General features: G+C 65.9%; 18 protein-coding genes and 1 pseudogene. 8 read left to right on the forward strand and 11 right to left on the reverse strand.

What is annotated here, in order from left to right:
* Positions 1-49: 49 nt before the first annotated feature.
* The 4 genes and pseudogenes from secF to tgt form a co-directional block, all read right to left on the reverse strand.
* The gene (gene secF / locus GAK28_RS20600; protein ID WP_291783908.1) at positions 50-1,018 is read right to left on the reverse strand and encodes a protein translocase subunit SecF; all 969 of its coding nucleotides are present in this window, start codon (positions 1,016-1,018) and stop codon (positions 50-52) included.
* A gap of 13 nt (positions 1,019-1,031) precedes the next feature.
* Positions 1,032-2,909 (reverse strand): protein translocase subunit SecD, encoded by a 1,878-nt coding sequence (gene secD, locus GAK28_RS20605; RefSeq protein ID WP_291783911.1) that lies wholly within the window; start codon positions 2,907-2,909, stop codon positions 1,032-1,034.
* Between the two features lie 60 nt (positions 2,910-2,969).
* Positions 2,970-3,275: pseudogene (gene yajC / locus GAK28_RS20610) on the reverse strand (preprotein translocase subunit YajC); the annotation flags it as partial.
* 191 nt (positions 3,276-3,466) lie between these two features.
* Complete coding sequence (gene tgt, locus GAK28_RS20615; protein ID WP_291783913.1) at positions 3,467-4,600, reverse strand: tRNA guanosine(34) transglycosylase Tgt; 1,134 nt, start codon at positions 4,598-4,600, stop codon at positions 3,467-3,469.
* Between the two features lie 142 nt (positions 4,601-4,742).
* On the opposite strand from tgt, the gene GAK28_RS20620 reads away from it, so the two are divergent.
* Positions 4,743-5,897, forward strand: a complete 1,155-nt coding sequence (locus GAK28_RS20620; protein ID WP_291783915.1) for a flagellar hook-length control protein FliK — start codon at positions 4,743-4,745, stop codon at positions 5,895-5,897.
* The gene (locus GAK28_RS20625) at positions 5,894-6,157 is read left to right on the forward strand and encodes a flagellar biosynthesis protein (RefSeq protein ID WP_291783917.1); all 264 of its coding nucleotides are present in this window, start codon (positions 5,894-5,896) and stop codon (positions 6,155-6,157) included. The genes GAK28_RS20620 and GAK28_RS20625 overlap by 4 nt, the downstream gene beginning before the upstream one ends.
* A gap of 244 nt (positions 6,158-6,401) precedes the next feature.
* On the opposite strand, the gene murD is transcribed toward GAK28_RS20625, so the two are convergent.
* The 3 genes from murD to GAK28_RS20640 are packed head-to-tail and all read right to left on the reverse strand — an operon-like array spanning position 6,402 to position 11,699.
* Positions 6,402-7,754, reverse strand: coding sequence for a UDP-N-acetylmuramoyl-L-alanine--D-glutamate ligase (gene murD / locus GAK28_RS20630; protein ID WP_291783919.1), 1,353 nt, complete (start codon positions 7,752-7,754; stop codon positions 6,402-6,404).
* Positions 7,741-9,090, reverse strand: a complete 1,350-nt coding sequence (gene murL / locus GAK28_RS20635; RefSeq protein WP_291783921.1) for a UDP-N-acetyl-alpha-D-muramoyl-L-alanyl-L-glutamate epimerase — start codon at positions 9,088-9,090, stop codon at positions 7,741-7,743. The genes murD and murL overlap by 14 nt, the downstream gene beginning before the upstream one ends.
* Entirely contained in the window at positions 9,087-11,699 is a 2,613-nt protein-coding gene (locus tag GAK28_RS20640) for a bifunctional aspartate kinase/diaminopimelate decarboxylase (RefSeq protein ID WP_291783923.1), read from the reverse strand. The genes murL and GAK28_RS20640 overlap by 4 nt, the downstream gene beginning before the upstream one ends.
* Positions 11,700-11,952: 253 nt before the next feature.
* Between GAK28_RS20640 and GAK28_RS20645 the strand changes: the two genes are divergently transcribed.
* The 5 genes from GAK28_RS20645 to phaZ all read left to right on the forward strand — a co-directional run bounded on the left by GAK28_RS20645 (position 11,953) and on the right by phaZ (position 18,295).
* Positions 11,953-13,266 (forward strand): amino acid permease, encoded by a 1,314-nt coding sequence (locus tag GAK28_RS20645; RefSeq protein WP_291783925.1) that lies wholly within the window; start codon positions 11,953-11,955, stop codon positions 13,264-13,266.
* A gap of 47 nt (positions 13,267-13,313) precedes the next feature.
* The gene (locus GAK28_RS20650) at positions 13,314-13,868 is read left to right on the forward strand and encodes a (2Fe-2S)-binding protein (protein ID WP_291783927.1); all 555 of its coding nucleotides are present in this window, start codon (positions 13,314-13,316) and stop codon (positions 13,866-13,868) included.
* Positions 13,865-16,141: a molybdopterin cofactor-binding domain-containing protein gene (locus GAK28_RS20655; protein WP_291783929.1), complete on the forward strand. Its 2,277-nt coding sequence runs from the start codon at positions 13,865-13,867 to the stop codon at positions 16,139-16,141. The genes GAK28_RS20650 and GAK28_RS20655 overlap by 4 nt, the downstream gene beginning before the upstream one ends.
* Before the next feature lie 26 nt (positions 16,142-16,167).
* Complete coding sequence (locus GAK28_RS20660; RefSeq protein ID WP_291783930.1) at positions 16,168-16,932, forward strand: methyltransferase domain-containing protein; 765 nt, start codon at positions 16,168-16,170, stop codon at positions 16,930-16,932.
* 79 nt (positions 16,933-17,011) lie between these two features.
* Positions 17,012-18,295: a polyhydroxyalkanoate depolymerase gene (gene phaZ / locus GAK28_RS20665; protein WP_291783932.1), complete on the forward strand. Its 1,284-nt coding sequence runs from the start codon at positions 17,012-17,014 to the stop codon at positions 18,293-18,295.
* A 68-nt stretch (positions 18,296-18,363) separates the two neighbouring features.
* Here phaZ and GAK28_RS20670 read toward each other — a convergent pair whose 3' ends face one another.
* On the reverse strand, positions 18,364-20,109 hold the full coding sequence (locus GAK28_RS20670; protein WP_291783934.1) for an alpha/beta fold hydrolase: 1,746 nt from the start codon (positions 20,107-20,109) through the stop codon (positions 18,364-18,366).
* Between the two features lie 139 nt (positions 20,110-20,248).
* The gene (locus tag GAK28_RS20675) at positions 20,249-20,950 is read right to left on the reverse strand and encodes an SDR family NAD(P)-dependent oxidoreductase (protein ID WP_291783936.1); all 702 of its coding nucleotides are present in this window, start codon (positions 20,948-20,950) and stop codon (positions 20,249-20,251) included.
* Positions 20,951-21,070: 120 nt separating this feature from the next.
* On the opposite strand from GAK28_RS20675, the gene GAK28_RS20680 reads away from it, so the two are divergent.
* On the forward strand, positions 21,071-21,994 hold the full coding sequence (locus tag GAK28_RS20680) for a LysR family transcriptional regulator (RefSeq protein WP_291783939.1): 924 nt from the start codon (positions 21,071-21,073) through the stop codon (positions 21,992-21,994).
* Between the two features lie 613 nt (positions 21,995-22,607).
* Here the strand turns inward: GAK28_RS20680 and GAK28_RS20685 are convergent.
* Together GAK28_RS20685 and GAK28_RS20690 are read right to left on the reverse strand one after the other, a co-directional pair.
* A complete protein-coding gene (locus GAK28_RS20685) occupies positions 22,608-23,711 on the reverse strand; it encodes an SLC13 family permease (protein ID WP_291783941.1) in 1,104 nt (367 codons plus the stop codon).
* A gap of 71 nt (positions 23,712-23,782) precedes the next feature.
* Positions 23,783-24,553 carry a DUF4097 family beta strand repeat-containing protein gene (locus GAK28_RS20690; RefSeq protein ID WP_291783944.1) on the reverse strand — a complete coding sequence of 257 codons (771 nt, stop codon included), beginning with the start codon at positions 24,551-24,553 and terminating at the stop codon, positions 23,783-23,785.
* Positions 24,554-24,637: the final 84 nt, after the last annotated feature.

Raw genomic sequence — 24,637 nt, forward strand, 5'->3', positions numbered from 1 at the left:
AAAAACCCGCCATCGGCGGGTTTTTCTTTGTCCGTATGGACACGTCGCCTTACGGGCGGCGCTCCAGTTCCGGATCTTCCTTGGTACGCGGCATGAGGTCCTGCTTGGACACGCCGAGCCACAGAAGGATCGGGCTGGCGACGAAGATCGACGACAGCGTACCGACCAGGATACCGATCAGCATGGTGATGGCGAAGCCATGCACCACCGGACCACCGATGAAGAACAGCGCGGCCATCGTGATACCCGTGAACAGCGAGGTGATGATGGTTCGCGACAGCGTGCTGTTGATGGAGCGGTTCAGCACTTCTTCCGGCGTGGCGTTGCGGCTGGAACGGAACAGTTCGCGGACGCGGTCGAACACCACCACCTTGTCGTTGATCGAGTAACCGACCACGGCGAGCACCGAGGCGAGCACCGTCAGGTCGAACTCGCGCTGGGTCAGGGCGAAGATGCCCAGGGTCACGAGCACGTCGTGGATTTCGGTGGCGAGCGCCGCGATGGCGAAGCGCTTCTCGAAGCGGATCCAGAGGTAACCCATGATGCCGACGATCACGAAGATCACGGCGACGATACCGTCGCTGCGCAGCTCCTCACCGACCTGCGGGCCAACGAAGGAGTAGCTCTTCATGGATGCGTCGGGACGAGCCACCTTGATCGCGGCGAGCACGTCGGCAGCCACCTTCGAAGCGACTTCGTCACCCTTCTCGGAGGTACCGGCCTGCTTGCTGTCGTCCTTCGGCTGAAGGCGCACGGTGACCTCGCGGTTACCGCCCACCGCCTGCACGAGCGGATTTTCCAGACCACCCGTTTCCAGGGCAGTACGCACATCGTTGGTGTCGACGGGGTTGGTGAAGTCCACCGAGACGGCGACGCCGCCGACGAAGTCCTGGCCGTAGTTGAAGCCGCGCACGCCGATCAGCGCCACGGAGGCCACCATCAGCAGGACGGCCAGGCCGATGGAGAAGCGGCGAAGGCCGAGGAAGTTGAAATTGGCGTTGTGGTTGAAGATTTCCATGGCGTCCCTCCCGTCAGACCGACAGGGTCTTGAGCTTGCGGCCGCCGTGGATCAGCGCCGTGATGGCATGGGTCACCGTCACCGACGTGAACATCGAGGTGAGGATACCGATGAACAGCGTGACGCCGAAGCCCTTGATCGGGCCGGAGCCCATGGTCATCAGGCCGAGCGCCGCGAGAAGATGGGTGACGTTGGCGTCGAGAATCGTTGCCCAGGCCTTGTCGTAACCCGTACGAATCGCCGCCAGCGGCGAGGAGCCGTTGCGCAGTTCCTCTCGTATGCGTTCGCAGATGAGCACGTTGGCGTCGATCGCCATACCCAGCGTCAGCACGATACCGGCGATGCCAGGCATCGTAAGCGTCACGTGGATCAGCGACATCACCGCCACGAGCAGCACGAGGTTGAAGAACAGGGCGATGTCGGCAACGAGGCCGAAGAGCTTGTAGTAGATGGCCGCGGCGACGAGCACGAGGCCCAGGCCGAGCATCACCGCCTTGAAGCCCTTGTCGATGTTGTCGGCGCCCAGGCTGGGACCGATCACGCTTTCGCTGACGATGTCGACCGGTGCTGCCAGCGAACCGCCGCGCAGCAGCAGGGCCAGCTCCGAGGCTTCCGAGTCCGACGGCAGGCCGTTGGTCTGGAACTTCTTGCCGAACGGGCTGCTGATGTTGGCGTAGTTGACGACTTCCTCGGTGATCTTCGGCGTCTTCACTTCCTTGCCGTCGACCACCTTGGTGTCGACCGTGCGCGTGATGTAGAGCACCGCCATCGGCTTGCCGACGTTGTTGTTGGTGAAGTCCTGCATCTTGCGTGCGCCGGCGCTGTTGAGCGTGACGCTCACGTTCGGCGAGCCGTTCTGCTGGTCGCGACCGGACTGGGCGTCGATCAGCTCGTCACCGGTGGCGATGATCGACTTGCTGAGCAGGTACGGACGCTGGTGGTCGCGATCCCAGTACAGCTTGGCGTCCGGCGGGATGTTGCCCGAACGGGCGGCGTCGAGCGCCTGCTGCGGCGTGTAGAGACCTGCGCGGTACTGCAGCGTCGCCGTGGCGCCGATGATCTTCTTGGCTTCGGCGGTGTCCTGCACGCCCGCCAGGTCGACGACGATCTGGTTGGCGCCCTGCTGCTGGATCAGCGGCTCGGACACGCCCAGCGCGTTCACGCGCTGGCGCAGCGTGGTCACGTTCTGCGCGATGGTGGCCTGGGCCAGCTCGCGCAGCTTGGCCGGCTTGACCGTGGCGTTGAGCACGTAGCGGTTGCCGCTGGACGAGCCGTCGGCCACCTGGAGGTCCGGGTAGTCGGCGCCGATGGCGGTCACCGCCTGCTGGCGATCGGCGTCCGTGCGCAGCACGAGGTTGACGCCCTGGCCGCGCGCGTTGCGGGTGACCGAGTCGTAGTTGACCTTCTTCTCGCGCAGCAGCGCGCGGATGTCGTCGGTGTACCGATTTTCCTGGGTGTCGATGACGGCGTTCTGGTCGACCTCCATCAGGAAGTGCACGCCGCCCTGCAGATCGAGGCCAAGCGGCATCGAGTTGGCGTTGATCGCCCGCAGCCACGCCGGCACGGTCGAGGCCTGGTTCAGCGCCACCGTGTAGTCGTCACCCAGACCCGTGCGCAGTGCGTCCGACGCCTTGGACTGCGCGTCGGTGCTGCCGAAACGGGCGAGCATGCGGCCGGCCTTGTCATCGATGTCGATCGTGGCCGCCGGCACCTTGGCGGTATCGAGCAGCGCCTGCACCTTGCTCTTCAGCGTGGCGTCGACCGCCGCGCCGCGGTTACCCGAGATCTGCACCGCCGGCTGCGGCGAGAAGGCGTTCGGCAACGCGTAGACGATGCCGAACAGCAGCACGATCACGACCAGCGCGTACTTCCAGCGTGAAAAATCACTCATGTATTACGTTCCATGAAGGCGACCACATCCGGCCGCGACTGCGCACGGGTGGGGGAAGCCTCAGGACTTCTTCAGGCTGCCCTTCGGCAGCACCTGGGTGATCGAGCCCTTCTGCACCTGGACGACGGTGCCCGGGGCGATCTCGACACGGACGAACGACTCGCCCACGTCCTCGATGCGGCCGGCGAGACCACCGCCCATCACCACTTCGTCGCCCTTGGACAGGGCGGCGAGCAGCGCGCGATGCTCCTTCTGGCGCTTCATCTGCGGGCGGATCATCATGAAATAGAAGATGCCGAACAGCACCGCCATCATGATCAGCGGGGAAAGGCCGAGGGCTCCGCCCTGCTGAGCGCCGGCGGCGGCATTGGTGGCACCCTAGCTGTGCAACGGTGGCAAACGTCGTAAGGCTCATCGGATTTCTCGCAAGTCATGGAACAGCCAAGAAAAAGCGGCCGTTCGCGTAAAAAGATCGTGGATTATGCCACGCGCCCCGGCGGTTATGAACCGCACCCCGTCAAGGCTTTTGGGGGCGACGCAGCCGCCCCGCAAGGCCTTCAGAGGCCGTCGACCTCGGCTTTCCGCCGGGCCTGATAGAAGTCGGCCACGAAATCGTCCAGCGTCCCGGCTTCGATCGCCCCACGCAGGCCGGCCATGAGCCGCTGGTAATGACGCAGGTTGTGCATGGTGGCCAGCTGGCTGCCCAGGATCTCGTTGCAACGGTCCAGATGGCGCAGGTAGGCACGTGAGAAGCCGTTGGCGCAGGCATAGCAGTCGCAACCTTCCTCGATCACGCGCGTATCGGTGGCGAACTTCGCGTTACGTATGCGCAACGTGCCTTCCCGGGTGAACAGGAAGCCATTCCGCGCGTTTCGGGTGGGCATCACGCAATCGAACATGTCGATGCCCCGACGCACGGCCTCGACGATGTCCTCCGGCCGGCCCACGCCCATGAGATAACGGGGGCGGTCCTTCGGCAGCATGGGCAGCGTGAAGTCCAGCGTGTGGTTGCGCTCGGCCTCCGGCTCGCCCACGGCCAGGCCACCGACGGCATAGCCGTCAAAGCCGATCTCGATCAGCTGGGACGCCGATCGGGCGCGAAGATTCTCATAGGTGCTGCCCTGGACGATGCCGAACAGGGCATTCGGATTGCGCAGGTCGTCGAAGGCCCGGCGCGAACGCTCGGCCCAGCGCAGGCTCAGCTCCATGGAGTCCGAGGCGACCTTCTCCGTGGCGGGATACGGCGTGCACTCGTCGAAGATCATCGCGATGTCCGAATCCAGCACCTTCTGGATGCGCATCGACTCCTCGGGCGACAGGAACACCTTCGAGCCGTCCACCGGGGAGGCGAAGGTGACGCCCTCCTCCGTGATCTTCCGCTTGTGGGCCAGCGAGAACACCTGGAAACCGCCCGAGTCGGTGAGGATCGGCTTGTCCCAGCCGATGAAGCGATGCAAGCCACCGAACTCCCCCACGATCTCCAGCCCGGGACGCAGGAACAGGTGGAACGTGTTGCCCAGGATGATTTCGGCGCCGGTGTCGAGGACGTCGCGCGGGGTCATGGCCTTGACGGAGCCGTAGGTGCCCACGGGCATGAAGGCGGGCGTTTCCACCGTGCCACGGCCGAAACGAAGACGGCCGCGCCGTGCCGCGCCATCGGTGGCGAGGAGTTCGAAGGGAAGATTGGTCATGGGGTCATTGTAAGGGTAAGTCGGCCCCTCGGGCCCGAAGGGCCGACTCACCCCCACTAAAGTTCTGCCTCCCGAGGCCGATCCTTACATCCATAGGAGCGTGCCCATCCGGGGTGCGCCCAGGCCCTCGGAGGACCTGCCCTTGATCATCCAGCCGACCAGTCTCGCCGCCCAGCTATGGGCCGGCGCGGCCGCGGGTACCACGGCCGCCGTCGACGCATGGCGGGTGGGGACCCTGCTGTCGGTACGGGTCATGGGACAGAACGACGTGGGCAAGCTGCTCCTGGACATCGGCGGCCTGACGGTCGAGGCCGACGCCGCGGGGACCCAGTTGCCACAACAGTTCCAGGTCCGCGTGCTTACCCAGGGCGCCCAGCCGCAACTGGAAGTGCTGGCCGGCAGTCTCGACGAACGGGTCGCGATGCAGGGGCTGCGTGAACGCCTGCCCCTGCAGAACGGCTATGCCCCGCTCCTGGGCGTACTGGCCGCACTGGCCCGCAGCCCCACGGCCCGGGCGCTGCCCGCGCCGTTGCGGGCGGCACTCGCCACCCTCGAAGCGTCCATCAACAAGCCGGCCGACGTGAGCACGCCGCTGGGCATGAAGGAGGCCATCGCCCGCAGCGGCAGCTTCCTCGAAGCCCACCTCGCCCAACCGGACGAACCGACCCCAGCCGCCGACGACTTCAAGGCGGCCCTGCTTGCGCTGCGCCGCGCGCTGGCCGACCTGCCGCCGGCGCGCCCCGGACTGGCGCCGCCGCGAACCCTGGTCGACACTCCCCCGCCGCTGGCGCAGCGCGCCTTGGTGGCGCAACCGCGCGCTGCGGAACTCGCGGTCGCTGAGGACGACGCGGACGGACTCATCGCGAACCTGCGTACCGACGTGCGCGCCGCACTCTCCCGTGTGGAGATTGCCCAGTTGGAGTCCCATCCGCAGAACGGATTGTGGATGGTGGAGATCCCCCTGGCTGGCGTGCGTGGGTACGACGTGCTCCAGTTGCGCATCGAAGAAGGCAAGCCAGGGCCCGGCGAATCGGAAGGCGCCTGGACGATCGGTTTCGCCATCGATCCGCCGACACTGGGCGCGATCCAGGGCGAGATCCATCTGCGCGTGCCGCGCGTGTCGGTACGACTCTGGGCACAGCACGACACCACCGTCGGCCGCCTGGAAGACGGCTTCCTGTCGCTACGCCACCAGTTGGAAAAGAGCGGCCTGCAACTCGACCAGTTCTCCTGCACGCACGGCCTGCCCGCGCCGACCAGCGCGTACAGCTCCGTCCTGCTCGAAGCACGCGCATGACCCAGACGCTTCCTTCTCCCCGACGCAGCGTGACGCTGCGTCTCGCCTCCCCCACCAGCAACGGCCATACGCAGCGGATCGACGCCGACGGGGTGAAGTCGATGCTGGAGCGCGCACAGGCGCTCGGCCTTGCGCCGCAACTGGATCCGCAGATCGCCACGCTGCTTGCCGCCGTGCGATTGCGTGACGACGTGCCGCCGGAGCTCTACGCCGCGCTCGCGGCGGTGGTGGGCACCTTACTGGCCTCCGCAGCCGACTGAACGCACCCTGCGCGCGACTGCATGTTGCGATATCGCCTAAGGCGCCCACTCTGTAGGAGCGCGCTTGCGCGCGATCCAATCCGCGATATCGCCTGACCCTTGCCCCACCGCCAGCGTCCATCGCGCGCAAGCGCGCTCCTACAAGAAAAGCCGCCTGTCATGTAGGAGCGCGCCTTGCGCGCGACCGTATGTTGCGATATCGCCTGTACCTGTCGCGCGCAGGGCGCGCTCCTACAAAAAAAGGTCAGGCGATGCCCATGCCCTGGATCGAGGCAGCCGAGGGTTCGAAGCCGGCCAGTTCGGCGAAGCGACGACCGCGTTCGGCGTAGTCCTTGAACTGGTCGAAACTCGGCGCGCCCGGCGAAAGCAGCACGCAACCATCCTGACCCAGCACATGCCGTGAAGCCGCCACCGCCGCCGCGAGGTCGGTCACCCGGTGCACGTTGGGCACGCCCGCCGCCTCCAGCGCCGCCGCGATGCGCGGTCCGTTGGCCCCTTCGCAGACGATCGCTTCCGGCGTGTGCACACGCATGGCGTCCACGAACGGCGCCCAGTCGAGGCCGCGATCGTGACCGCCGACGATCAGCGCCACGCGTTGCGCGCCGACACTCTCCAGTGCGGCCAGGCTCGCCAGCGGCGTGGTGCTGATCGAGTCGTTGATCCAGTGCAGGCCATGGCGCTCGCCCAGCGGTTGCAGGCGATGCGGTAGCGGAGAAAACGTGGACAGCGCAGGCACCGACGCACGTGCGTCGAGGCCCATGAGCTCGAGCGCCGCCAGCGCCGCGCAGGCATTGATCGCGTTGTGCAGCCCGGGGGCGGAAACCTGCGTCGCCAGCGCGATACGCTCGTCGCCGCGACAGATGAACCCGTCGGCGACATGCCACCCGGCGAGATCGCCGAAGGTGTGCAATCCACCGTGCCCGCTCGCACGCTCTAGCAACGCCGGCTGCGCCGCGTTCACGAGCACATCCTTCGAGGCCGCCAACAGTTTGAGCTTGTCGTCGATGTAGCGCTCGCGCGAGCCGTGCCAGTCGAGGTGTTCTTCATAGAGACTGGTCACCACGCCGAGATCGACGCCACTGGCTTCGCCCGTCTGGTAGCTCGACAGCTCGATCACCCACAGGTCGGCGACACCGTCGTCGAGTTCGAGCATCGGCAAGCCGATATTGCCGGCAAGCGCAGTACGTATGCCCAGCGAGCGCGCAAGATGCGCCAGCAGCGCCGACGTGGTGCTCTTGCCCTTCGTACCCGTGACGGCAACGGTGCGCACGTCGCGATGCGACGAAAACCACAACGCGGTGCCGGAGGTGAAACGCGTACCACGCTCCTTCGCCGCCAGCAGTTCGGGCCGATAGGCGGAAATGCCGGGCGACTTGATGACGATGTCATAGCGGGACAACGCGTCGGCGTCCGGCGCGATTGCATGAACCGCGATGGCCGGAAAATCCGTGCGTGCCGCATCCGCTTCGTCAGCGGAGCAATACAGATCGACCGCCTGCCCGGGCAGGTGCCGCGCCAGCGCGTTCAGCGCGGCACGCCCTTCCCGACCGAAACCCCAGACAGCGACACGCCGCCCCGCGAGGTCAGCCCAGAGCATCCAGCGCTCCGCGCAGGCGTTCCGGCACCAGGTGCGAGGTACCGGGCGTCAGCCAGGGCTCGATGGGCAGTTCGTCCTTGTCCAATTGCGGCAGGATCTCGCGATGGAAACGCGAGACGAGCGTGTCCTCGCGCCATTCGGGACGTTCGGCCAGCGCGGCCAGCGCGGCACGCGCCTCCGCGCCTTCACCGACGCATTCGAACGGCTTGTGGTCCTTGTATTCCAGCAATGCGTCGAACGCGCCTGCCAGGGATTCGTCGTCGAGCAGGTTGCGGCCGAAGATCGACAGCAATCGCGGCTTGGGCATGAACGGCGCCAGCGCGAGAAAGACGAAATGGCATTTCGGGCACTGCCCGCACCAGCGGTCCGCAGGCTTGGGCCCAAGGATCTTGAAGTTGCGGTTGCAGCTGGAGAACACGTTGAAATACTCGCCACCCAGGCGCGCGAACGCACTGGTCACCGCCAGTTCCGACCACGGCCGCAGCAGCGAGCAGTAGTCGAGGTCGGCAGCGACGTGCGAATGCAGGTAGTCGTGCAGGGTCTTCTCGAATCCGAAGCCCTTGCTCCACTGATGGTTCACTTCCTGGCCGTCGTATTCCAGCGTCGCCACGGATGCCGAGCGCTCGTTGGCGAAGACGATGGAGTCGTAACCGTAGAGGATCGCGGCCAGCGCCAGGATCGCGGAATTGATCGCGGTGACCGGGATGTGCCCGTTCCATGCGCCAAGACGATTCAACTCGAACAGGCCCGGCGCGAGTTCGCGCGAGATGTTCAGCGTGGACAGTCCCGTACGCGCCGCGCACTCGGCGATCAGCGGCGAATTGCCGACCCATACCGCCGTGGCTTCCGCACCGATGGATTTCACGGCCTCGACCGCGACCACCGAATCCTTGCCACCGCCGATCGGCAGCAGCGAGCGGTGCGGCAGGCCGATGGCCGGTGCCTTGCCGCCGCCCTTGCCTTCGAAGGGAAAGCGGATACGGCCACGCAGGTCGAGACGGTTGCGATAGGCGAACTCGGCCAGTCCATGCAGGTACAGCGCGTCGGCGAGCGACGCGCTGTCCTCGTCGAGGGGTTCGCCCTCGACGACGATGGAAGCCGGAATACCGGCCTTGTAGTAGCTGACGCCGGCGACCAAATGAAGCAGGCGCAGGGCCGCCGCGAAGGCGGCCTCGCGTCCGGCCGGCACCTGGGGGGCACCGGGGAAGGTCACGCGCTCGACCAGCTCGGGGCCGTTGTCGAACGCATAGGCCAACTCCGCCACGCCATCGACGAAGGCATGGCGGACGAAGCGGAAGCGTTCGCTTCCGCGCGGATCGGTGAACTGGGTTGTCACGGCAGGATCACCTCGTCGGCCTCGTCACGCAGGTTGTACCGCGATGCCATGGCGGCACCGTAGGCACCAGCCTGCGCGATCAGGATCACATCGTCCTCGCGGGATTCGGGCAGGCGCCGGTCGGAACCGAGGATATCCCCTGACTCGCAGATCGGGCCGACCACCTGGTACATCGTGGTGGCGGGTTCGCCGAAGCGCGAGAGGTTGGCGATCTCGTGCCATGCGTCGTACAGCGCCGGGCGGATGAGGCTGTTCATGCCCGTGTCGATGCCGAGGTAACGCACGTTGGCGCCCTTTTCCTTTTCCTGCGTGACCTTGGCCAGCAGGACGCCGGCGTCGGCGACGAGGTAGCGGCCCGGCTCCATCCACAACTGGAACTGCGGATAGGCCTGGCGCACCGAGGTTATGATCCGGTCGAGGGCGACCATGTCCAGCGGCGTCTCGCCCGGATGGGACGGCACGCCGAGCCCGCCGCCGATGTTCAGCACCGCGATGGTGCCGATGCGCTCGGCGAGCGCGGCGAACTGCGAATACACCTCGCCCCAGTGACCGGCATCGAGGATGCCCGAACCCAGGTGGGCATGCAGGCCAATCACCCGCGCACCCGCCGCGTCGGCAAGACGCAGGAAGCGATCCACGTGCTCGATGGGCACGCCGAACTTGCTGCCCGTGCCGCCGGTCTTCACCTTGTCGTGGTGGCCGAGGCCACGCCCCAGGTCCACGCGCAGCATGATGTCGCGACCGGCGAACATGTCGCCCCAGTGCTCGATCGGATGCAATGCATCGATGGTGATGGTGGCGCGGGTTTCCAGCGCGGCGGCGAAGTCGCGACGCGAGGCGAAGTTGGGCGTGAACAGCAGCGGCGCACTCTCGGGCACCACGGCGGACACTGCCGCCAGCTCGCCCGGCGAGACGCATTCAAACGCGAAGCCTTCTTCCGCCAACGCGCGCAGGATCGCCGGATGCGTGTTGGCCTTCACCGCGTAATGCACGCGATCCACGGCCTTCAGCGACTTCACCCGACGCGCCTGGGCACGCACGGTCGGCAGATGGTAGACGTAGCGCGGCGTGCGCTCGCGGGCCAGTTCGAGCAGGCGCGGACGCTCGCCCTGCCACCACGCGGCGGCGGGCAATGCTTGCTCACCGCTGCCGTAGAGCGACTGCCAGCTCGGACCGAACACCATGCTGTCGTCGGTGCGCAGGGCACCGGCACCGATCAGCAGTTCGTGCAGGCGCGGCAGCATGTTGTCGACGACGTCCTCGTCCACCACGAAGGTGAGGTTGAGGTTGTTCGACGACTGCGAGATCAGATGCACGCGCAGCTGGCCGAATTCGGCCAGCACACCCGACAGTTTGTGCAGCATCGAACGCATGCCACGACCCACCAGGGTGATGGCGGCGCAGGACGCGATCACCTTCACCCGGCAGACGCGGGCCAGGTCCGCCGCGAGGGCGGCGATGGCGTCGGAGTCGAGCAGGTTCTCGGTGGGATCGAGCGACACCGTCACGTTGGTTTCGGCCGAACCGATGAGATCCACCGAAAGGCCATGGCGCTTGAAGGCATCGAACACGTCGGCGAGGAAGCCGACCTGCTGCCACATGCCGACCGATTCCATCGAGATGAGCGTGATGCCCTTGCGCGCGCTGATCGCCTTCACGCTCGGCGCATGCTCGCGTACCTCGGGGCCGATCACCGTGCCCTCGAGTTCGGGACGGTTGGTGTCCTTCACCAGCAAGGGCACGCGCGGCTCGCGCAACGGCGACAGGCAGCGCGGATGCAGCACTTTGGCGCCGGTGGAGGCGATTTCCTGGGCTTCTTCGTAGTCCAGGCGCTGGAGCAGGCGCGCACCGGCGACCTGCCGGGGATTGGCGCTGAACATGCCGGCCACGTCGGTCCAGATCTCCACGCGCGCCGCCGCCAGCAGCGCACCGAAGTACGCCGCCGAGGTATCCGAGCCACCGCGCCCCAACAGCACCGTGCGGCCGTCGTCGTCCCGGGCGATGAAGCCCTGGGTGATGAAGACCTCGCCACGCTCCGCCAGCGCGGCCGAAAGCGCCGCGTCGTGGTGGGGCTCGACCATGGCCGAGAGCAGGCGGGTGCGCTCGTTCTGGTTCGGCAAGGCAACGGCATGCAGGCACTCGCGCGCGTCCACCCACGTGGTGGGCAGGCCGTTGGCACTGAGGAAAGCCGCACCGAGGGCGCTGGACATCAGCTCGCCATGCGCCTGCACGGCGGCCTGCCAGGCCAGCTCGCCCAGCACGGACGATCCGGTATCGGCGAGATCCGCGAGGTCGGCAAGGCGGGCGCCCAGGGTCTGTGGCATCGCCAGCGACATCTCGGCGAGTAGGGCGTGGTGACGATCGGCCAGTGCGGAGGCCGCATCCGAGCGGCGTTTGGGTTCGGAGTGAGTGCAAAGCTGTTTCAGGCCGTCGGTGATACCGGACAGGGCCGAGACCACGATCAGCACGCGTGCGCCTTCGGCGCGGCGGCTGGCGGCCAGCTCGAGGATATTGCGCCAGCGTGCGGCGGTGGCCACGGAGGTGCCGCCGAACTTCATGACGATCCAGGGCGCGTTGACAGTCAACGGCGCGTTTGCGTTCTCGCTCACGGGACTCTTCGGTTGGTGGGGAAAGCGGTAGGCCGGTGAAACCCGGCAAATTCTCCGAAGTGTTGCGCTGCAACGGGAAAAAGGCAAACGCCCTTCCGCCTCTGTAGGAGCGCGCTTGCGCGCGATCACGGCTGCGACCGAAATTCCTGCTTCGCCGGGCTATCGCGCGCAAGCGCGCTCCTACAATTCCTTGCGTCCGCCTGTGGGCCGCGCCATCCTCCACGGCCATCCATCCCGAACCGCGACGACACCCATGGAAAACCCCGGCTACGCCCGCCGCCTCACCCTCATGGACGCCGCGCTCATCGTCGTCGGCGGCATCATCGGCGGGGGGATCTTCCTCAATCCGGGCATCGCGGCACAGCGCACCGACTCGGGACTGGTGCTACTCGCGCTCTGGATCGCGGGTGGCCTGCTCACCCTGGTGGGCTGCCTCTGCTACGCCGAACTGGGCGCCCGTCGTCCCGAGGCCGGCGGCAGCTACGTCTACCTGCGTGAAGCCTTTGGACGCCTGGCGGGCTTCCTGTTCGGCTGGACGATGCTGCTGGTGATCTACAGCGGCAGCGCGGCCGCCGTCGCGACCATCTTCGGCAGCTACGCCACGTCGGTGTTCGGGCTTTCGCCCAGCCTCGTGAAGCCCCTGGCCGTCGGCGCGCTGGTCTTCGTCACCGGGATCAACCTGTTCGGCATCCGCCTGGGCGCGCAGATCCAGAACGTCTTCGCCATCCTCAAGCTGGCGGCCATTGCCGTGCTCGTGGTCACCGGACTGGCGTTCGCCGGCGCGGGCACCACCCAGGCGCTCGGCGCCTCCGCCGCGCCGACTTCGGGCAACCTCGCCGGCGCCCTGCTGCCGGTGCTGTTCGCCTTCTCGGGATTCAGCTACCTCAACAACCTCGCCGGCGAGGTCCGCGAGCCGCAGAAGACCCTGCCGCGCGCGCTGGTGCTCGGGATGCTGGTGGTGATCACCGCCTACGTGCTCACCAACTACGCCTACCTCGCGGTGCTCGGCCATGACGGCCTCGCCGCCAGCCAGGCGCCCGCCGCCGACGTGATGAGCAGGGTGTTCGGCGCGTCCGGCGCGAAGATCATCGCCATCGGCATCGCGATCTCGACCCTGGGGTTCTGCAACATCACCCTCGTGGCCGGCGCACGCGTACTCCAGGTCATGGGCGAAGACGGCCTGTTCTTCTCCGTGGTGTCACGCCTGCATCCGCGCCACCGCACGCCGAACATCGCCCTGATGATGCTTTCGGGCTGGGCGATCTTCCTGGTCCTGGCCGCCAACTACGGACAGTTGCTCGACTTCGCCACGTTCGGCGACTGGGCCGCCTACGCCGTCACCATCGCCACGCTGTTCTGGTATCGCCGACGGACGGCCGAGCGACCGGCCTTCGTCACCCCCGCCTACCCGCTGCTGCCCTTGCTGTTTCTGGCGACGGTGATCGCAGTGGTGGCCTTCTACACCTGGTCCAAGCCGCTCAGCGCGGGCGTCGTGTGCCTGGTGGTGCTTGCCGAATTGCCCGTGTACGCCGTGTGGCGCCGGCTGTTCAGCCAAGTCGCTCGCTGAACAGCTGAACGGATGCCACAATGCATCCGTTCAGCTGAGGAAAGCAGATGGCACAGCAAGGCCCGACGTCTCCCGTACCCGTTCCCACCGCCCAGGATGCCCATCAGCCGGCGCCCAAGCCCGTACGCGAAGGCATCGATCTGATCGTCAACGACAAGCGCTACCGGCACACCGGCGACAAGGCCATGCCCTTGCTCTGGTACCTGCGCGACGTCCTTCGCCTGACTGGCGCCAAGTACGGTTGCGACCAGGGCGACTGCGGGTTCTGCACGGTGATCGTCGACGGCAAGGCCGTGGCCTCGTGCCAGACGAAGATGGAAAAGCTGTCCGGCAAGCGGGTGACCACCGTGGAAGGGCTCGCCGACAAGGACGGCAAGCTGCATCCCGTGCAGCAGGCCTGGATCGACGAGGACGCCATCATGTGCGGCTTCTGCCAGCCGGGCCAGATCATGGCCGCCGTCGACCTGCTCTCCCGGCAGAAGAATCCCTCCGATGCCGACATCGACAAGATCGGCAACCTCTGCCGCTGCGGCAGCTATGGCCGTATCCGCAAGGCGATCAAGCGCGCCGCCGACACCCTGAAGAAGGACGGCAAGGCATGAGCGGCGAGATCCGTCTTTCCCGCCGCCGCTTCCTGAAGTACGCCGCCGGCGCGGCCGGCGCCCTCGTGATCGGCATCGGCAGCGTCGACGCCGCCGAACGCCCGGTGCCGCTGGCCCTCTTGGGCGACACCTGGAAACAGGTGGGCCCCTATCTGCGCGTGGCCGCCGACGGCCGCGTGTTCATCGGCGTGCGCGATCCCGACAACGGCGAAGGCACCGCCACGTCGCTGGCCCGGATCATCGCCGAGGAAATGGACGCCGACTGGAGCCGCGTGGTCGTCGAGCCCCTGGGCCTGGGCGTCACCGTCGACAACGACAAGGCGAAATTCCTCTACGGTCACCAGCGCAGCGGCGATGCCACCAGCATTCCGGCCGCGTGGGCCGACCTGCGACAGGCCGGTGCCTTGGCTCGCTGGCTGCTTCTGCAGGCCGCCGCCCGCCGCTTGGGCGTTCCCGCCGATCAGCTGCGCGGCGAAGCTGGCATGGCCATCGCCGCCGACGGTCGCCGCATCTCCTACGCCGACCTCGCCTCAACTGCGGCCGAGATCGAGGCGCCCGCCACCCCGCCGCCGCTCAAGGCCGCCGAGCGCTACCAGCTCATCGGCCAGCCAGCCGGCGATGTCGACGCGCACGCCGTCGTCACCGGTTCGCTCGCCTATGCCTGCGACGACAACATCGGCGACCCGGTGATCGCCGTGCTGGCCCGCTGCCCGTATCCCGGCGGCACGCTCGACCAGGCGGATCGCGACGCCGCCAGCCGTCTTCCGGGCGTGCACGCCGTCATCGACCTCACGCCCGAACAGGGCCAGCCCGCCGGCCTCGCCGCGCAGGCGCCGGCCATCGTGGTCCTCGCGAGCGATACGTGGACGGCCCTGTCGGCACGCGCCGCCCTGAAGGCCACCTGGAAACCCGGCCCGAACGTCGAGCCTTCCGCCGGCACATTGGAGCAGCAGGCGCTGAACCTGTTCGGCGATGAACAGGCTACGCCGATCACCGTGCGCAACGATGGCGATGTCCTGGCGACCCGCAAGAAGGCGGCGCGCGCGCTGGAAGCCACCTATGTGCAGCCGTGGGTGGCCCACGCCACGGCCGAGACGCCCAATTGCATCGTCCGGCTCGATCCGGATACCAGCATCACGGTGATCGCGGCGACGCAGGCCCCGCTCCAGGTCTATTCGGTGGTCCAGCGCATGACCGGCCTGAAGCCCGACCAGATCGACATCCGCGTACCGCGCGGCGGTGGCGGCTTCGGGCGTCGCCTCGAGGCCGACTACGTCGCCGAGGCGGTCGCCATCGCGCTGGCGAAAAAACCCGACACCATCCGCAATCGCCCCATCAAGGTGATGTGGACCCGCGAGGACGACCTGGCGCACGACTACTACCGCCCCATGGCGGTGCACCGCCTGAACGCCTCGCTGGATAAAAAGAAGAACATCATCGGCTGGCACCAGCGCATGGCCAGTCCCTCCGCGCTGGTCAATCGCAACGTGCCCGACAACCGTCTGTGGCAGTCCGAACTGGTGCCCGACGCGCTGCCTGCCGGCCTGGTGCCCAATTTCCGCAGCGACTGGTATCCGCTGTCGTCGCAGCTCCAGCGCGGCGAATGGCGCGGTTCGCCGCATGTCACGCCCACCTTCGCCAGCGAAAGCTTCATCGACGAACTCGCGCATTCGCTGAAGGCCAACCCGCTGGATTTTCGCCTCGCTCTGCTCGGTGACGCGCGCCAGCTGGCCTACAACGGACGCGGCGGCCCCATCGACACCGGCCGCCTGGCCAACGTGCTCAAGCTCGCGGCCGACAAGCTCGACTGGAGCCGCTGGCTGCGTAGCGAGAACGGCCTGGGCATTGCCTGCGCCTACGTATTCGGCGCCTATGTCGCGCACGCCATCGAGGTGGCGCCGACGCAGGATGGCGTGGATATCTTGCGCGTGGTCGTCGCGGCCGATGTCGGCCGAGTGATCAATCCGAAGGGCCTCGAAGCCCAGCTGCAGGGCGCGACGATGGACGCGTTGTCCACTGCGCTAAGCCTCGCCATCACCGTCAAGGACGGCAAGGTCCAGCAGACCGGCCTGCGTGACTACGCACTGTCGCCGACCCAGCCCATGCCCAACGAGGTGGAGACGATCATCGTCCCCTCCACCGCCGAACCGGCAGGTGCGAGCGTCGTCGGCGTGCCGTCCGCGGCACCCGCCCTGGCCAACGCCGTGTTCCGTGCCACCGCCGTTCGCGTGCGCAGGTTGCCGCTGCTGCGCGAACTGGCGCGACTGCGCTGATCCTTCCCAGGCTCCCGAGGTATCGCATGACGCATTCATCGTTGACCTCGGGATCGCCGACACCCCGTACCGACGCCGACCTCGTCGGCAGCAACAAGCGTTTTTACGACGCCCTGTGGTCCGAGGCGAAACTATTCGCGCCGGAGCGCTTCAACACCTGGCCCCTGGTCAGCGAACTGGCGGCCGCCAGCACGCATCGGCTGGAAATCGCACCGGGTCTACGCCCGCGCATGCCGCTAGCGGATACCCAGTTCGTCGATCTCAGTCGCCCTGCCCTCGCCGAACTGGCACGGCACGGCGCCAAGGTGGCGAACGCCATGATCGGCGCGCTGCCCTTCCCGGATGCCAGCTTCGATTTCGTCTGCGCCCTCGACATCCTCGAGCACGTGGTGGACGACAAGGGCGCGCTCGCCGAACTAGCCCGCGTCTCGACGCCCGATGCCCGCCTGCTGATCTCCGTCCCGCTGGATCCCGAGGCCTGGACGGCCTTCGACGACTTCGTGGGGCATTACCGCCGCTACGAGCCGGAAGCCATCCGCGCCCTGCTCGCCAGCCATGGCTTCACGATCGAGCGCAGCGCCGTCTACGGCATGCAGCCGAAGTCCTCCCGGCTACTCGACCTCGGCCAGTGGTTCCTGACCCACCAGAGGGCGCGCGCCATGTGGTGGTACAACAAGGTGTTCATGCCGCTGGGCGTGCGTTTCCAGAAGCCGCTGAGCTTCGAACCGGGCTTCGAACCGGGTCCCGGGGTGGACGAAGTCCTGCTGGTCTGCCGCAAGGCCGCCACTTAAATCGAGTAAAAACAGGGGCTTTACACATGGCGCGCCGCAACTGGTTATGATGCGCCATCTCCCCGCCCCCGGAACCGGCATGCTCTACCTCATGCACGAATGGCAGCGCTCGATGCTCAGCCCGCTTACCTATTGGGCCGAAGCCAGCGCGAAGATGTTCGGCGACGCCGCCAGCCCCTTCGCCCGCATGCCGGGAGCCGACCGTGCCGCGGCGGGTTACGAATTGATGTTCCGGCTGGGCAAGGCCTATGAGAAACCCGCGTTCGATATCCACAGCGTGCACGCCCACGGCCACGACGTCGCCATCGTCGAGCAGGTCGCCATGGCGAAGCCATTCTGTACGCTCAAGCGCTTCAAGCGGTTCTCCGACGACCAGTCCACCGTCGACAAGATGAAACACGACCCGGCCGTGCTGGTCGTGGCGCCGTTGTCCGGCCATCACTCCACCCTGCTGCGCGACACCGTGCGCACCCTGCTGCGCGACCACAAGGTGTACATCACCGACTGGATGGACGCGCGCATGATTCCCGTGGAGGAAGGCGCCTTCTCGCTGGCCGACTACGTGTCGTACATCGAAGAATTCATCCGCCATGTCGGCGTGCATCGCGCCCACGTGATCTCGGTCTGTCAGCCCACCGTACCCGTGCTGGCCGCCGTCTCGCTGATGGCCGCGCGCGGTGAGGACACGCCCGCGTCGCTCACCCTCATGGGCGGCCCCATCGATACGCGCAAGAGCCCCACCAGCGTCGACAACCTCGCCACGACCCGTCCGCTGTCATGGTTCAGCAGCCAGCTGATCCACAAGGTGCCCTACCAGTATCCGGGCGCCGGCCGCGACGTCTATCCGGGCTTCCTGCAGCACGCCGGCTTCCTCGCTATGAATCCCAGCCGCCACCTCATGTCGCACTGGGATTTCTACGAAAACCTGCGCAAGGGCGACCTCGACGACGCCGAGGCGCATCGCAAGTTCTACGACGAGTACAACGCCGTGCTCGACATGCCGGCCGAGTATTACCTCGACACCATCGAAACGGTGTTCCAGGAACACCGCCTGCCCAAAGGCACGTGGGAAGTGAACGGCGAACTGGTGCGTCCGGCGAAGATCAAGAACACCGCCCTGCTCACCATCGAAGGCGAACTGGACGACATCTCCGGCCCCGGCCAGACCGAAGCCGCGCACGGCCTCTGCAAGGGCATCGCGAAGAAGCAGAAGAAGCACATCACCGTCGAGGACGCTGGTCACTACGGCATCTTCAGCGGACGTCGCTGGCGCGAGATCGTCTACCCCGACGTGCGCGACTTCATCAAGACCTTCGACAAGGGCAACAGCAATACGGGCGCCAAGGGCACCCGCAAGGCTTGAAGCCAGACGGGCATGACTGTGTCTTCCCCGACATGCCCGCTACGTCCTCATCGTCTCAGGAAACGGAATCACTCATTCGTGTTCTCGCCCTGAAGAGACCGACCGACAACGAAGGCCGGTGCGAAGAATGCCTCCAGGCTGTTTCCATCCAGGAGATCGCGAAGCTGTTTACGCCACACGGATAGTGTGGGCGAGACGTCTGGGGATTCCGTAGGAGACGGAACGACAGGGTCGTTGAGGCATTCGGTCAATTGCGTCGTCGGTGTGCGGCCATCGAGAAGAAAACGCGCCGTAGTTCGCTCGATGCAAGGATGATCGGTCATCGCGAAGAGCCCATGCTCGGAACTATCGCGCAGCACGAGTGCCTTCGCATTCGGCAGCGTATTGAGCATACGCAAGGCTTGGGACACTGGCGTGATCGTGTCGAACTCCGCTGCAAGGATAAGGATCTTTCCTGCGCGGGCGAGCCGCTCCTGCGGGGGCTTCACCGCATTGGGACCATGTGCGAATACACAGGAATTCATGAGCCCCGCGCTGGGGCGGGCCGGATAGTCGCGTACCTGGCGCGCAATGATGTCCTGCCACACTCCGGCATCCCGCGTCGCCTCCGTGTCGTTGCAAGGAATCGCATTGAGCACGGCCGATCGCGAGGAGAGTTGACCGACCCGAGGGTTCACCGCAAGGAAGATGCGTTCCAGCGATTGGTGAGCTGCCGCACTCGCACGAGCATTGACGACAGTGTCCTCGCTGAATCGCCATTGATCGATACGCGACGCCACCCCCTGCTTGTCCAGCAGGGGCTCCGCTTGAAGCCAATCGGACACGGCCTTGGCGGCCATGAGATCTTCCGGTGCGTCGAAGTAACGTACCCATGCCTCATGTACGCGCGGCACCAGCCCACGCAATACATCGCGGACTGCATTTTCGTCATCGCCAAGTCCATACAGTGAAGGGGTCCGGATGGCCGGCGCCGCGACCCGGCGGTCGAAGATATCCTGAAGGGCTGGCCCCACAGATAGATGGTTTTCCTCGAACGTGGATGTGAAGTCCATCGTCGAGTCGAGCACCATGCGACCGACCTTTCCGGGATACGTGGCGCCGTACCAGGCGCCGATCCAGGTGCCGTACGAGACCCCGTAATAGTTGAACGTCGGGCTACCAAGGGAACGGCGCACCAGTTCATGGTCATAGACGGTTTGCTCGGTCGAAATGTAGGGATACTTGGGATCGCTACGACAACCATCGCTGATTCGCCGTGCATAAAGGTCCCATTTCGCCCTGTGGATCGCCGTGCGATTGACCATGATGGAATCGACCCGAGGCAGGTCGACGGGACAATCCAGGCGCGAACTCGCACTCATTCCCCTGGGAACCACAGCAACGATGTCGAAGGCGTCGAGAACACGTTTCTTATCGCCATGGATCGGATCGCCCGGTGGCGCATTCAACCAGAACGCCGCGAGCACGCCCGCGAATTCTCCCGCATCGCCTCCCGGACCGCCCGGATTCACAAATAGCGTGCCTCGCCGCTTCGACACATCGGCTACCGAGATCCGCACCACCGACAGCGTGATGTCGCCCTCGTCGGGACGATGGTGATCGAGCGGTGCGGAGAGCGTGCCGCATTGCAGCCTGTCACCCAATGCCATGGCGAACAGCGCGATTTTTCCACTGCTGCAGCGCTCCCATGTGATCTCGCGGGCCTGGATATCGGGTACCGCAAAGGCGTCGGCACGATGGGCGTATGCTGGCAACGCCGCCAGGGCAATGCCTAGGGTGCCGGTAGCGATCAGGGATCTGGAGCGATGGGACATGGGCGCGACACCGTCGTGTGATGGAATCCCGCAGGCTACGCAGGCGTCCCGGCGCACCGTATCGGTATTCGCCATCAACACCTGCCGGCGAGGGCTGAGCCCTTTGCGATCATCCGGATCAGGCGCGCTCGAGGACGTCTCACCAAGGCACCATCCGACCGCGATAGTCCAGGTATCGCAGGCCCGGCGTGCCCCGCTGCGACAGCAGCACGTCCACGAGGCTTGGAACGCTTTCCTCGATGGTGAGCGGCGCTTCCGCGCCGCCCAGTTCGGTACGGACCCAGCCCGGCGCCATCAACAGCATCGCTCGCGACGATCCGGCATGGCGCGCCGCGAAGCTACGCATGCACATGTTCAGCGCCGCCTTGCTTGCCCGATAGACCTCACGTTGGCCCCCTTCGTTGTTACCCACGCTGCCCTGCCCCGACGACATCACGCCGACGATGCCATCCGTCGGCACGAGGTGCTCTAGCGCCTCGACGACTCGCATCGGGCCCAGCGTGTTGGTCAGCATCACGTGCATGAAATCGTCTGTCGCGACCTCGCCGATCGTTTGCGTCGGGTCGCGGTTGGTCGTGCCTGCATTGACGAAGAGGATGTCGAAGGCCCGTCCGTGAAGGCGCTCGTTCAGCGCGGTGATCTGCCCCTGTTCGCAGATGTCGATCACCTCGATGTCGACACGGCCGGGATGCGCTTCGGCCAGGGCATGGAGCGGTGTGCGGTCACTGCCACGGCGCACCGTGCCGACGACGTGCCAGCCCTTCGCGAGGAATTCGACGGCCATCGCATGGCCGAGGCCACGCGAAGCACCAATGAGGAGGATGGAGGGTGTGGATGCCATGGGACGCTCCTTGAATGTCGTGACCCGAAGCATGCTGCGCCTCGCCCAAAACTTGCACAAGACGCACGAAATGCAAATTATGTTTGCATATGGCGCCATGTATGGGCTTATCCTTGCGACATGGACACTATCGACCTGAACCTCCTGACCGCCCTGGACGCCCTGCTCGCCGAAGGCAGCGTGACCCGTGCGGCCCATCGCCTGAACCTCAGTGCCTCGGCCATGAGCCGTACGCTCACCCGCCTGCGTGAGGCCACGGGCGATCCGCTGCTGGTGCGTGCGGGCCGGGGACTGGTTCCCACTCCCCATGCCATGGCGCTACGTGATCGCGTGCACGCCCTCTCACGGGACGTGCATACGGTGCTCAGCCCCGCGACCGACAGCGTGGATATGGCCTCTCTTGAGCGCACGTTCTTCCTGCGCGCGAACGAGGCGTTCATCGCGTTCTTTTCGGTCCCCCTGCTTCGGACCATCGCCGAGACGGCTCCCCACGTACGCCTGCGCTTCATGCCGAAGCCCGACAAGGATGCGACGCCCTTACGCGAAGGACGGCTCGACCTGGAAATCGGTGTCGTCGAATCGCCACTGCCGGAGATGCGCGCCCAGCCGCTCTTCGAGGACGCACTGGTCGGTGTGGTGCGTGACGACCATCCGCTCGCCGCCGAGCGAAGGCCGAGTGCGGAACGCTTCGTGTCTTTCGGACATGTGGTGGCATCGCCCAAGGGCGAGATGTCACTCACAGTGGACGATGCACTGAGCGCACGCGGCCTCAAGCGCGACGTGCGTGTCGTCGTGCCTGGCTTCCCCGATGCCCTGCGCATCGCGCGCCACACCGACCTCATCGCGACGGTGCCGCGCTCCTGCCTCGGCCACGCACTGACGACCGGCGAATCCCCGAGCGCAGGGCTCGTTACCTTCGAGATTCCCGTGGATACGCCACGCTTCACTATTTCGGCCATCTGGCATCCGCGCATGGATGCCGATCAGGCGCATCGATGGTTGCGCGATGTGGTGATGTCGCTGTGTCGGCAGGCGTATCCGTAGGGTGCCATCGCGCCCGGGTTTGGTCATGCATTGACCAGGGAAACGCAACGCGTTGATCGGCATATCGGTTTGGGGGTTATCCACATCGTTATGCAGCGCGTATCCACATTCGGTGTGGATAAAACACGTAGTGTGCGAGCACTCGGCAACTGGTCATTCGCTAACCAGTGTGATGCAAGTCGTTGACGGCGAAGCCGGGAACAGGGTTATCCACACGCTTATGCAGTCACTGTCCACATTCGCTGTGGATATCGCGCACGAGGTGGCGAAGGATTAACCAGCATAAGCCAAGTCGTTGACCGTCAAGGCGGGATGCGACTTGTCCACATCCTTATGCAGCGCGTATCCACATTCCGTGTGGATAAACGCCTGGGCACCGTACGAGGTGTTCGTTGGTCACGCAGTAACCAAGGCGATGCAAGTGACTGACACGCAAGACGCGATGCGGCTTATCCACATGCTTATGCAGTCGCTGTCCACATTCGCTGTGGATATCGCGGGGCGCGTGGTGAAAAATTAACCAGCACAACGCAAGTCATTGCTACTGAAAGCCGATTTCGACTTGTCCACACGCTTATGCAGGTGCTTTCCACATGCGGTGTGGATAACGCGGCTACAGGAGGGCCCAGCCGACCAAGCCGACGACGATGAAGAACGGGATCGACCAGGCATGGAACCCGAGCCAAGCCTTGCGATCCCCCAGCAGGCGCAATGCGATGAGGTTCGCCAGCGATCCGAGCACGACGCCGAAGCCGCCCGCGTTCACACCCCAGGCGAGCGTGCGCCAGTCCTGCGAATACTCGCTGAGCAGAATGGTCGCGGGGACGTTGCTCATCACCTGCGACACGAGGGCACCGGTGGCATACAGATGTGAGGCGTGATCCAGCCCGAGGCCGCCGATGAAACCACGCACGGGCGGAAGATCCGCCAGCAGTTTCAGGTCGATGAACATCAACACGAAGGTGAGCAGCAGGCCCCAGTCGATCGCGGCGACGATGCGCGGTCGATAGACGAGGAAGATAAGCAGCACGCCGAGCAGTGCCCAGGCAGCAAGATGGAAATCCGCGAGCACGATAAACGGCACGTACAGCACGGCCGCGACGAGCAGCATGCCGCGATCCACAGGCTCGCCTGTCTGATCATGCACTTCCAGTCGCTGGGCCGGAAAGGCGATCGCAGTCACCGCCAGCAGCAGCACCAGCGCCACGGCCACCAGGGGCAACATCTGCACGATGAACCCGCCGAAGCTGTTTCCCCACTGTTGCCAGATGAACAGGTTCTGCGGATTGCCGATCGGCGTGAGCATCGACCCCGCATTGACAGCCAGCGCCTCGAAGATCACCAGCCGCGTGGCCGGCATGCGCGCGATCCGGCACATGCTGAGGGTCAGCGGCACCATGACGAATAGCGATACGTCGTTGGTCAGCAGCATCGACAGAAGCGCCGTGGCCGCGACCAGGGCCAGGGCAGCCACCCGACGCGTGGCCGTGCGTTCGATGAGCCAGTGGCCGGCCACGTGCAGCGCACCGCTGGCTTCTACTGCCTTGGTCAGCAAGAGCAGCCCCGTCAGGGCCGCGATGGTCGGCCAGTCCACCAGGGACGGCCAGTCGCGCAGGCGCGACGGCAGCGCGATCGCGAAGACGATCGACACCGCCAGCAAGACCAGGAACAACGCGTCGCGGCGCAAGCCCCGCAACGATTCAGGCAACCGGTTCATCCGTACGATCCCGCCCATGAAGGCGCGATCATAGCGGCGACGCCCGTCGCCGCCATGTGCAGGTCATCCGCTCAGCGCTCGACAGGCACGTCGACCTTTCCGCCGATGTTGGTCTTGGTGTAGTTCAGGTCCCCGCTGCCCTTGCGGCGAAGGGACAACGCACCGTCAACATGGCCCACGGCCAGACTGCCCGAACCGATGCGGTCGACCGACAGGTTGCCCTTCACGCCGCCCACTTCCGCGTCGCCAGAGCCGATATCGCCAATAGTCGCGTCGCCGGCGATCTCGTTCGCGCGCAGGTCGCCCGAGCCGACGTCCTTGACCGTGAGCGGACCGATGCCGCGAAACGACGCCTCGCCCGAGCCCACGACGGCGCTCACCGGACCGTGGATGTCGTTGGCTTCCAGCTCACCGGAGCCGACCTCGGTATCCAGCGACTTCAAGCCACGTACCTTCGCGCTGCCGGAACCCACATCGAGTTGCACGGGGACCGTAGCGGGAATCGTGACGTCCGCCTGGAGGTCGGTGTAATGGCTACCGAAACCCCAGCTACTTTCCTTGCTTTGCAGTTCGACGGTGAGCGTGTCGCCCGTCTTCGTCTGCGTGACCACCAGGCCATCGAGCAGTTTCTGGCTCGATGCACAGGCCTTGCCTCGCACGCTGCCGGTGGTGCCGGCGCCGTTGCCCTCGACGTGGAGATCGAAGGCGTGGGTGATGAACTGGACCTTGGCGATACCGCTCAGGTCGAGATTGAGGTTACGGTCGGCGTGGAACTCGCAATGAGTGCCGGCCAGGGCCGCAGTGGGCGCCAGCAGGAGGGCGGCGAGGATGAGCTGACGCATGGGTGATGCCTCCGGAAAAGGTCTGGCCCGGTCATGGATGGGCCGGATAGCGAAACGTCGCAGGTCGGGTGTTCGCCGACACGA

It is taken from the genome of Luteibacter sp. (assembly GCF_009912395.1).
Taxonomy (GTDB): domain Bacteria; phylum Pseudomonadota; class Gammaproteobacteria; order Xanthomonadales; family Rhodanobacteraceae; genus Luteibacter.

Excerpts from the sequence above, each read along its gene's own strand:
- secF (WP_291783908.1), bottom strand. The coding sequence starts at position 1,018 with ATGGAAATCTTCAACCACAACGCCAATTTCAACTTCCTCGGCCTTCGC.
- secD (WP_291783911.1), bottom strand. The coding sequence starts at position 2,909 with ATGAGTGATTTTTCACGCTGGAAGTACGCGCTGGTCGTGATCGTGCTG.
- tgt (WP_291783913.1), bottom strand. The coding sequence starts at position 4,600 with ATGACCAATCTTCCCTTCGAACTCCTCGCCACCGATGGCGCGGCACGG.
- GAK28_RS20625 (WP_291783917.1), top strand. The coding sequence starts at position 5,894 with ATGACCCAGACGCTTCCTTCTCCCCGACGCAGCGTGACGCTGCGTCTC.
- murD (WP_291783919.1), bottom strand. The coding sequence starts at position 7,754 with ATGCTCTGGGCTGACCTCGCGGGGCGGCGTGTCGCTGTCTGGGGTTTC.
- GAK28_RS20645 (WP_291783925.1), top strand. The coding sequence starts at position 11,953 with ATGGAAAACCCCGGCTACGCCCGCCGCCTCACCCTCATGGACGCCGCG.
- GAK28_RS20650 (WP_291783927.1), top strand. The coding sequence starts at position 13,314 with ATGGCACAGCAAGGCCCGACGTCTCCCGTACCCGTTCCCACCGCCCAG.
- GAK28_RS20655 (WP_291783929.1), top strand. The coding sequence starts at position 13,865 with ATGAGCGGCGAGATCCGTCTTTCCCGCCGCCGCTTCCTGAAGTACGCC.
- GAK28_RS20660 (WP_291783930.1), top strand. The coding sequence starts at position 16,168 with ATGACGCATTCATCGTTGACCTCGGGATCGCCGACACCCCGTACCGAC.
- phaZ (WP_291783932.1), top strand. The coding sequence starts at position 17,012 with ATGCTCTACCTCATGCACGAATGGCAGCGCTCGATGCTCAGCCCGCTT.
- GAK28_RS20670 (WP_291783934.1), bottom strand. The coding sequence starts at position 20,109 with ATGTCCCATCGCTCCAGATCCCTGATCGCTACCGGCACCCTAGGCATT.
- GAK28_RS20675 (WP_291783936.1), bottom strand. The coding sequence starts at position 20,950 with ATGGCATCCACACCCTCCATCCTCCTCATTGGTGCTTCGCGTGGCCTC.
- GAK28_RS20680 (WP_291783939.1), top strand. The coding sequence starts at position 21,071 with ATGGACACTATCGACCTGAACCTCCTGACCGCCCTGGACGCCCTGCTC.
- GAK28_RS20685 (WP_291783941.1), bottom strand. The coding sequence starts at position 23,711 with ATGAACCGGTTGCCTGAATCGTTGCGGGGCTTGCGCCGCGACGCGTTG.
- GAK28_RS20690 (WP_291783944.1), bottom strand. The coding sequence starts at position 24,553 with ATGCGTCAGCTCATCCTCGCCGCCCTCCTGCTGGCGCCCACTGCGGCC.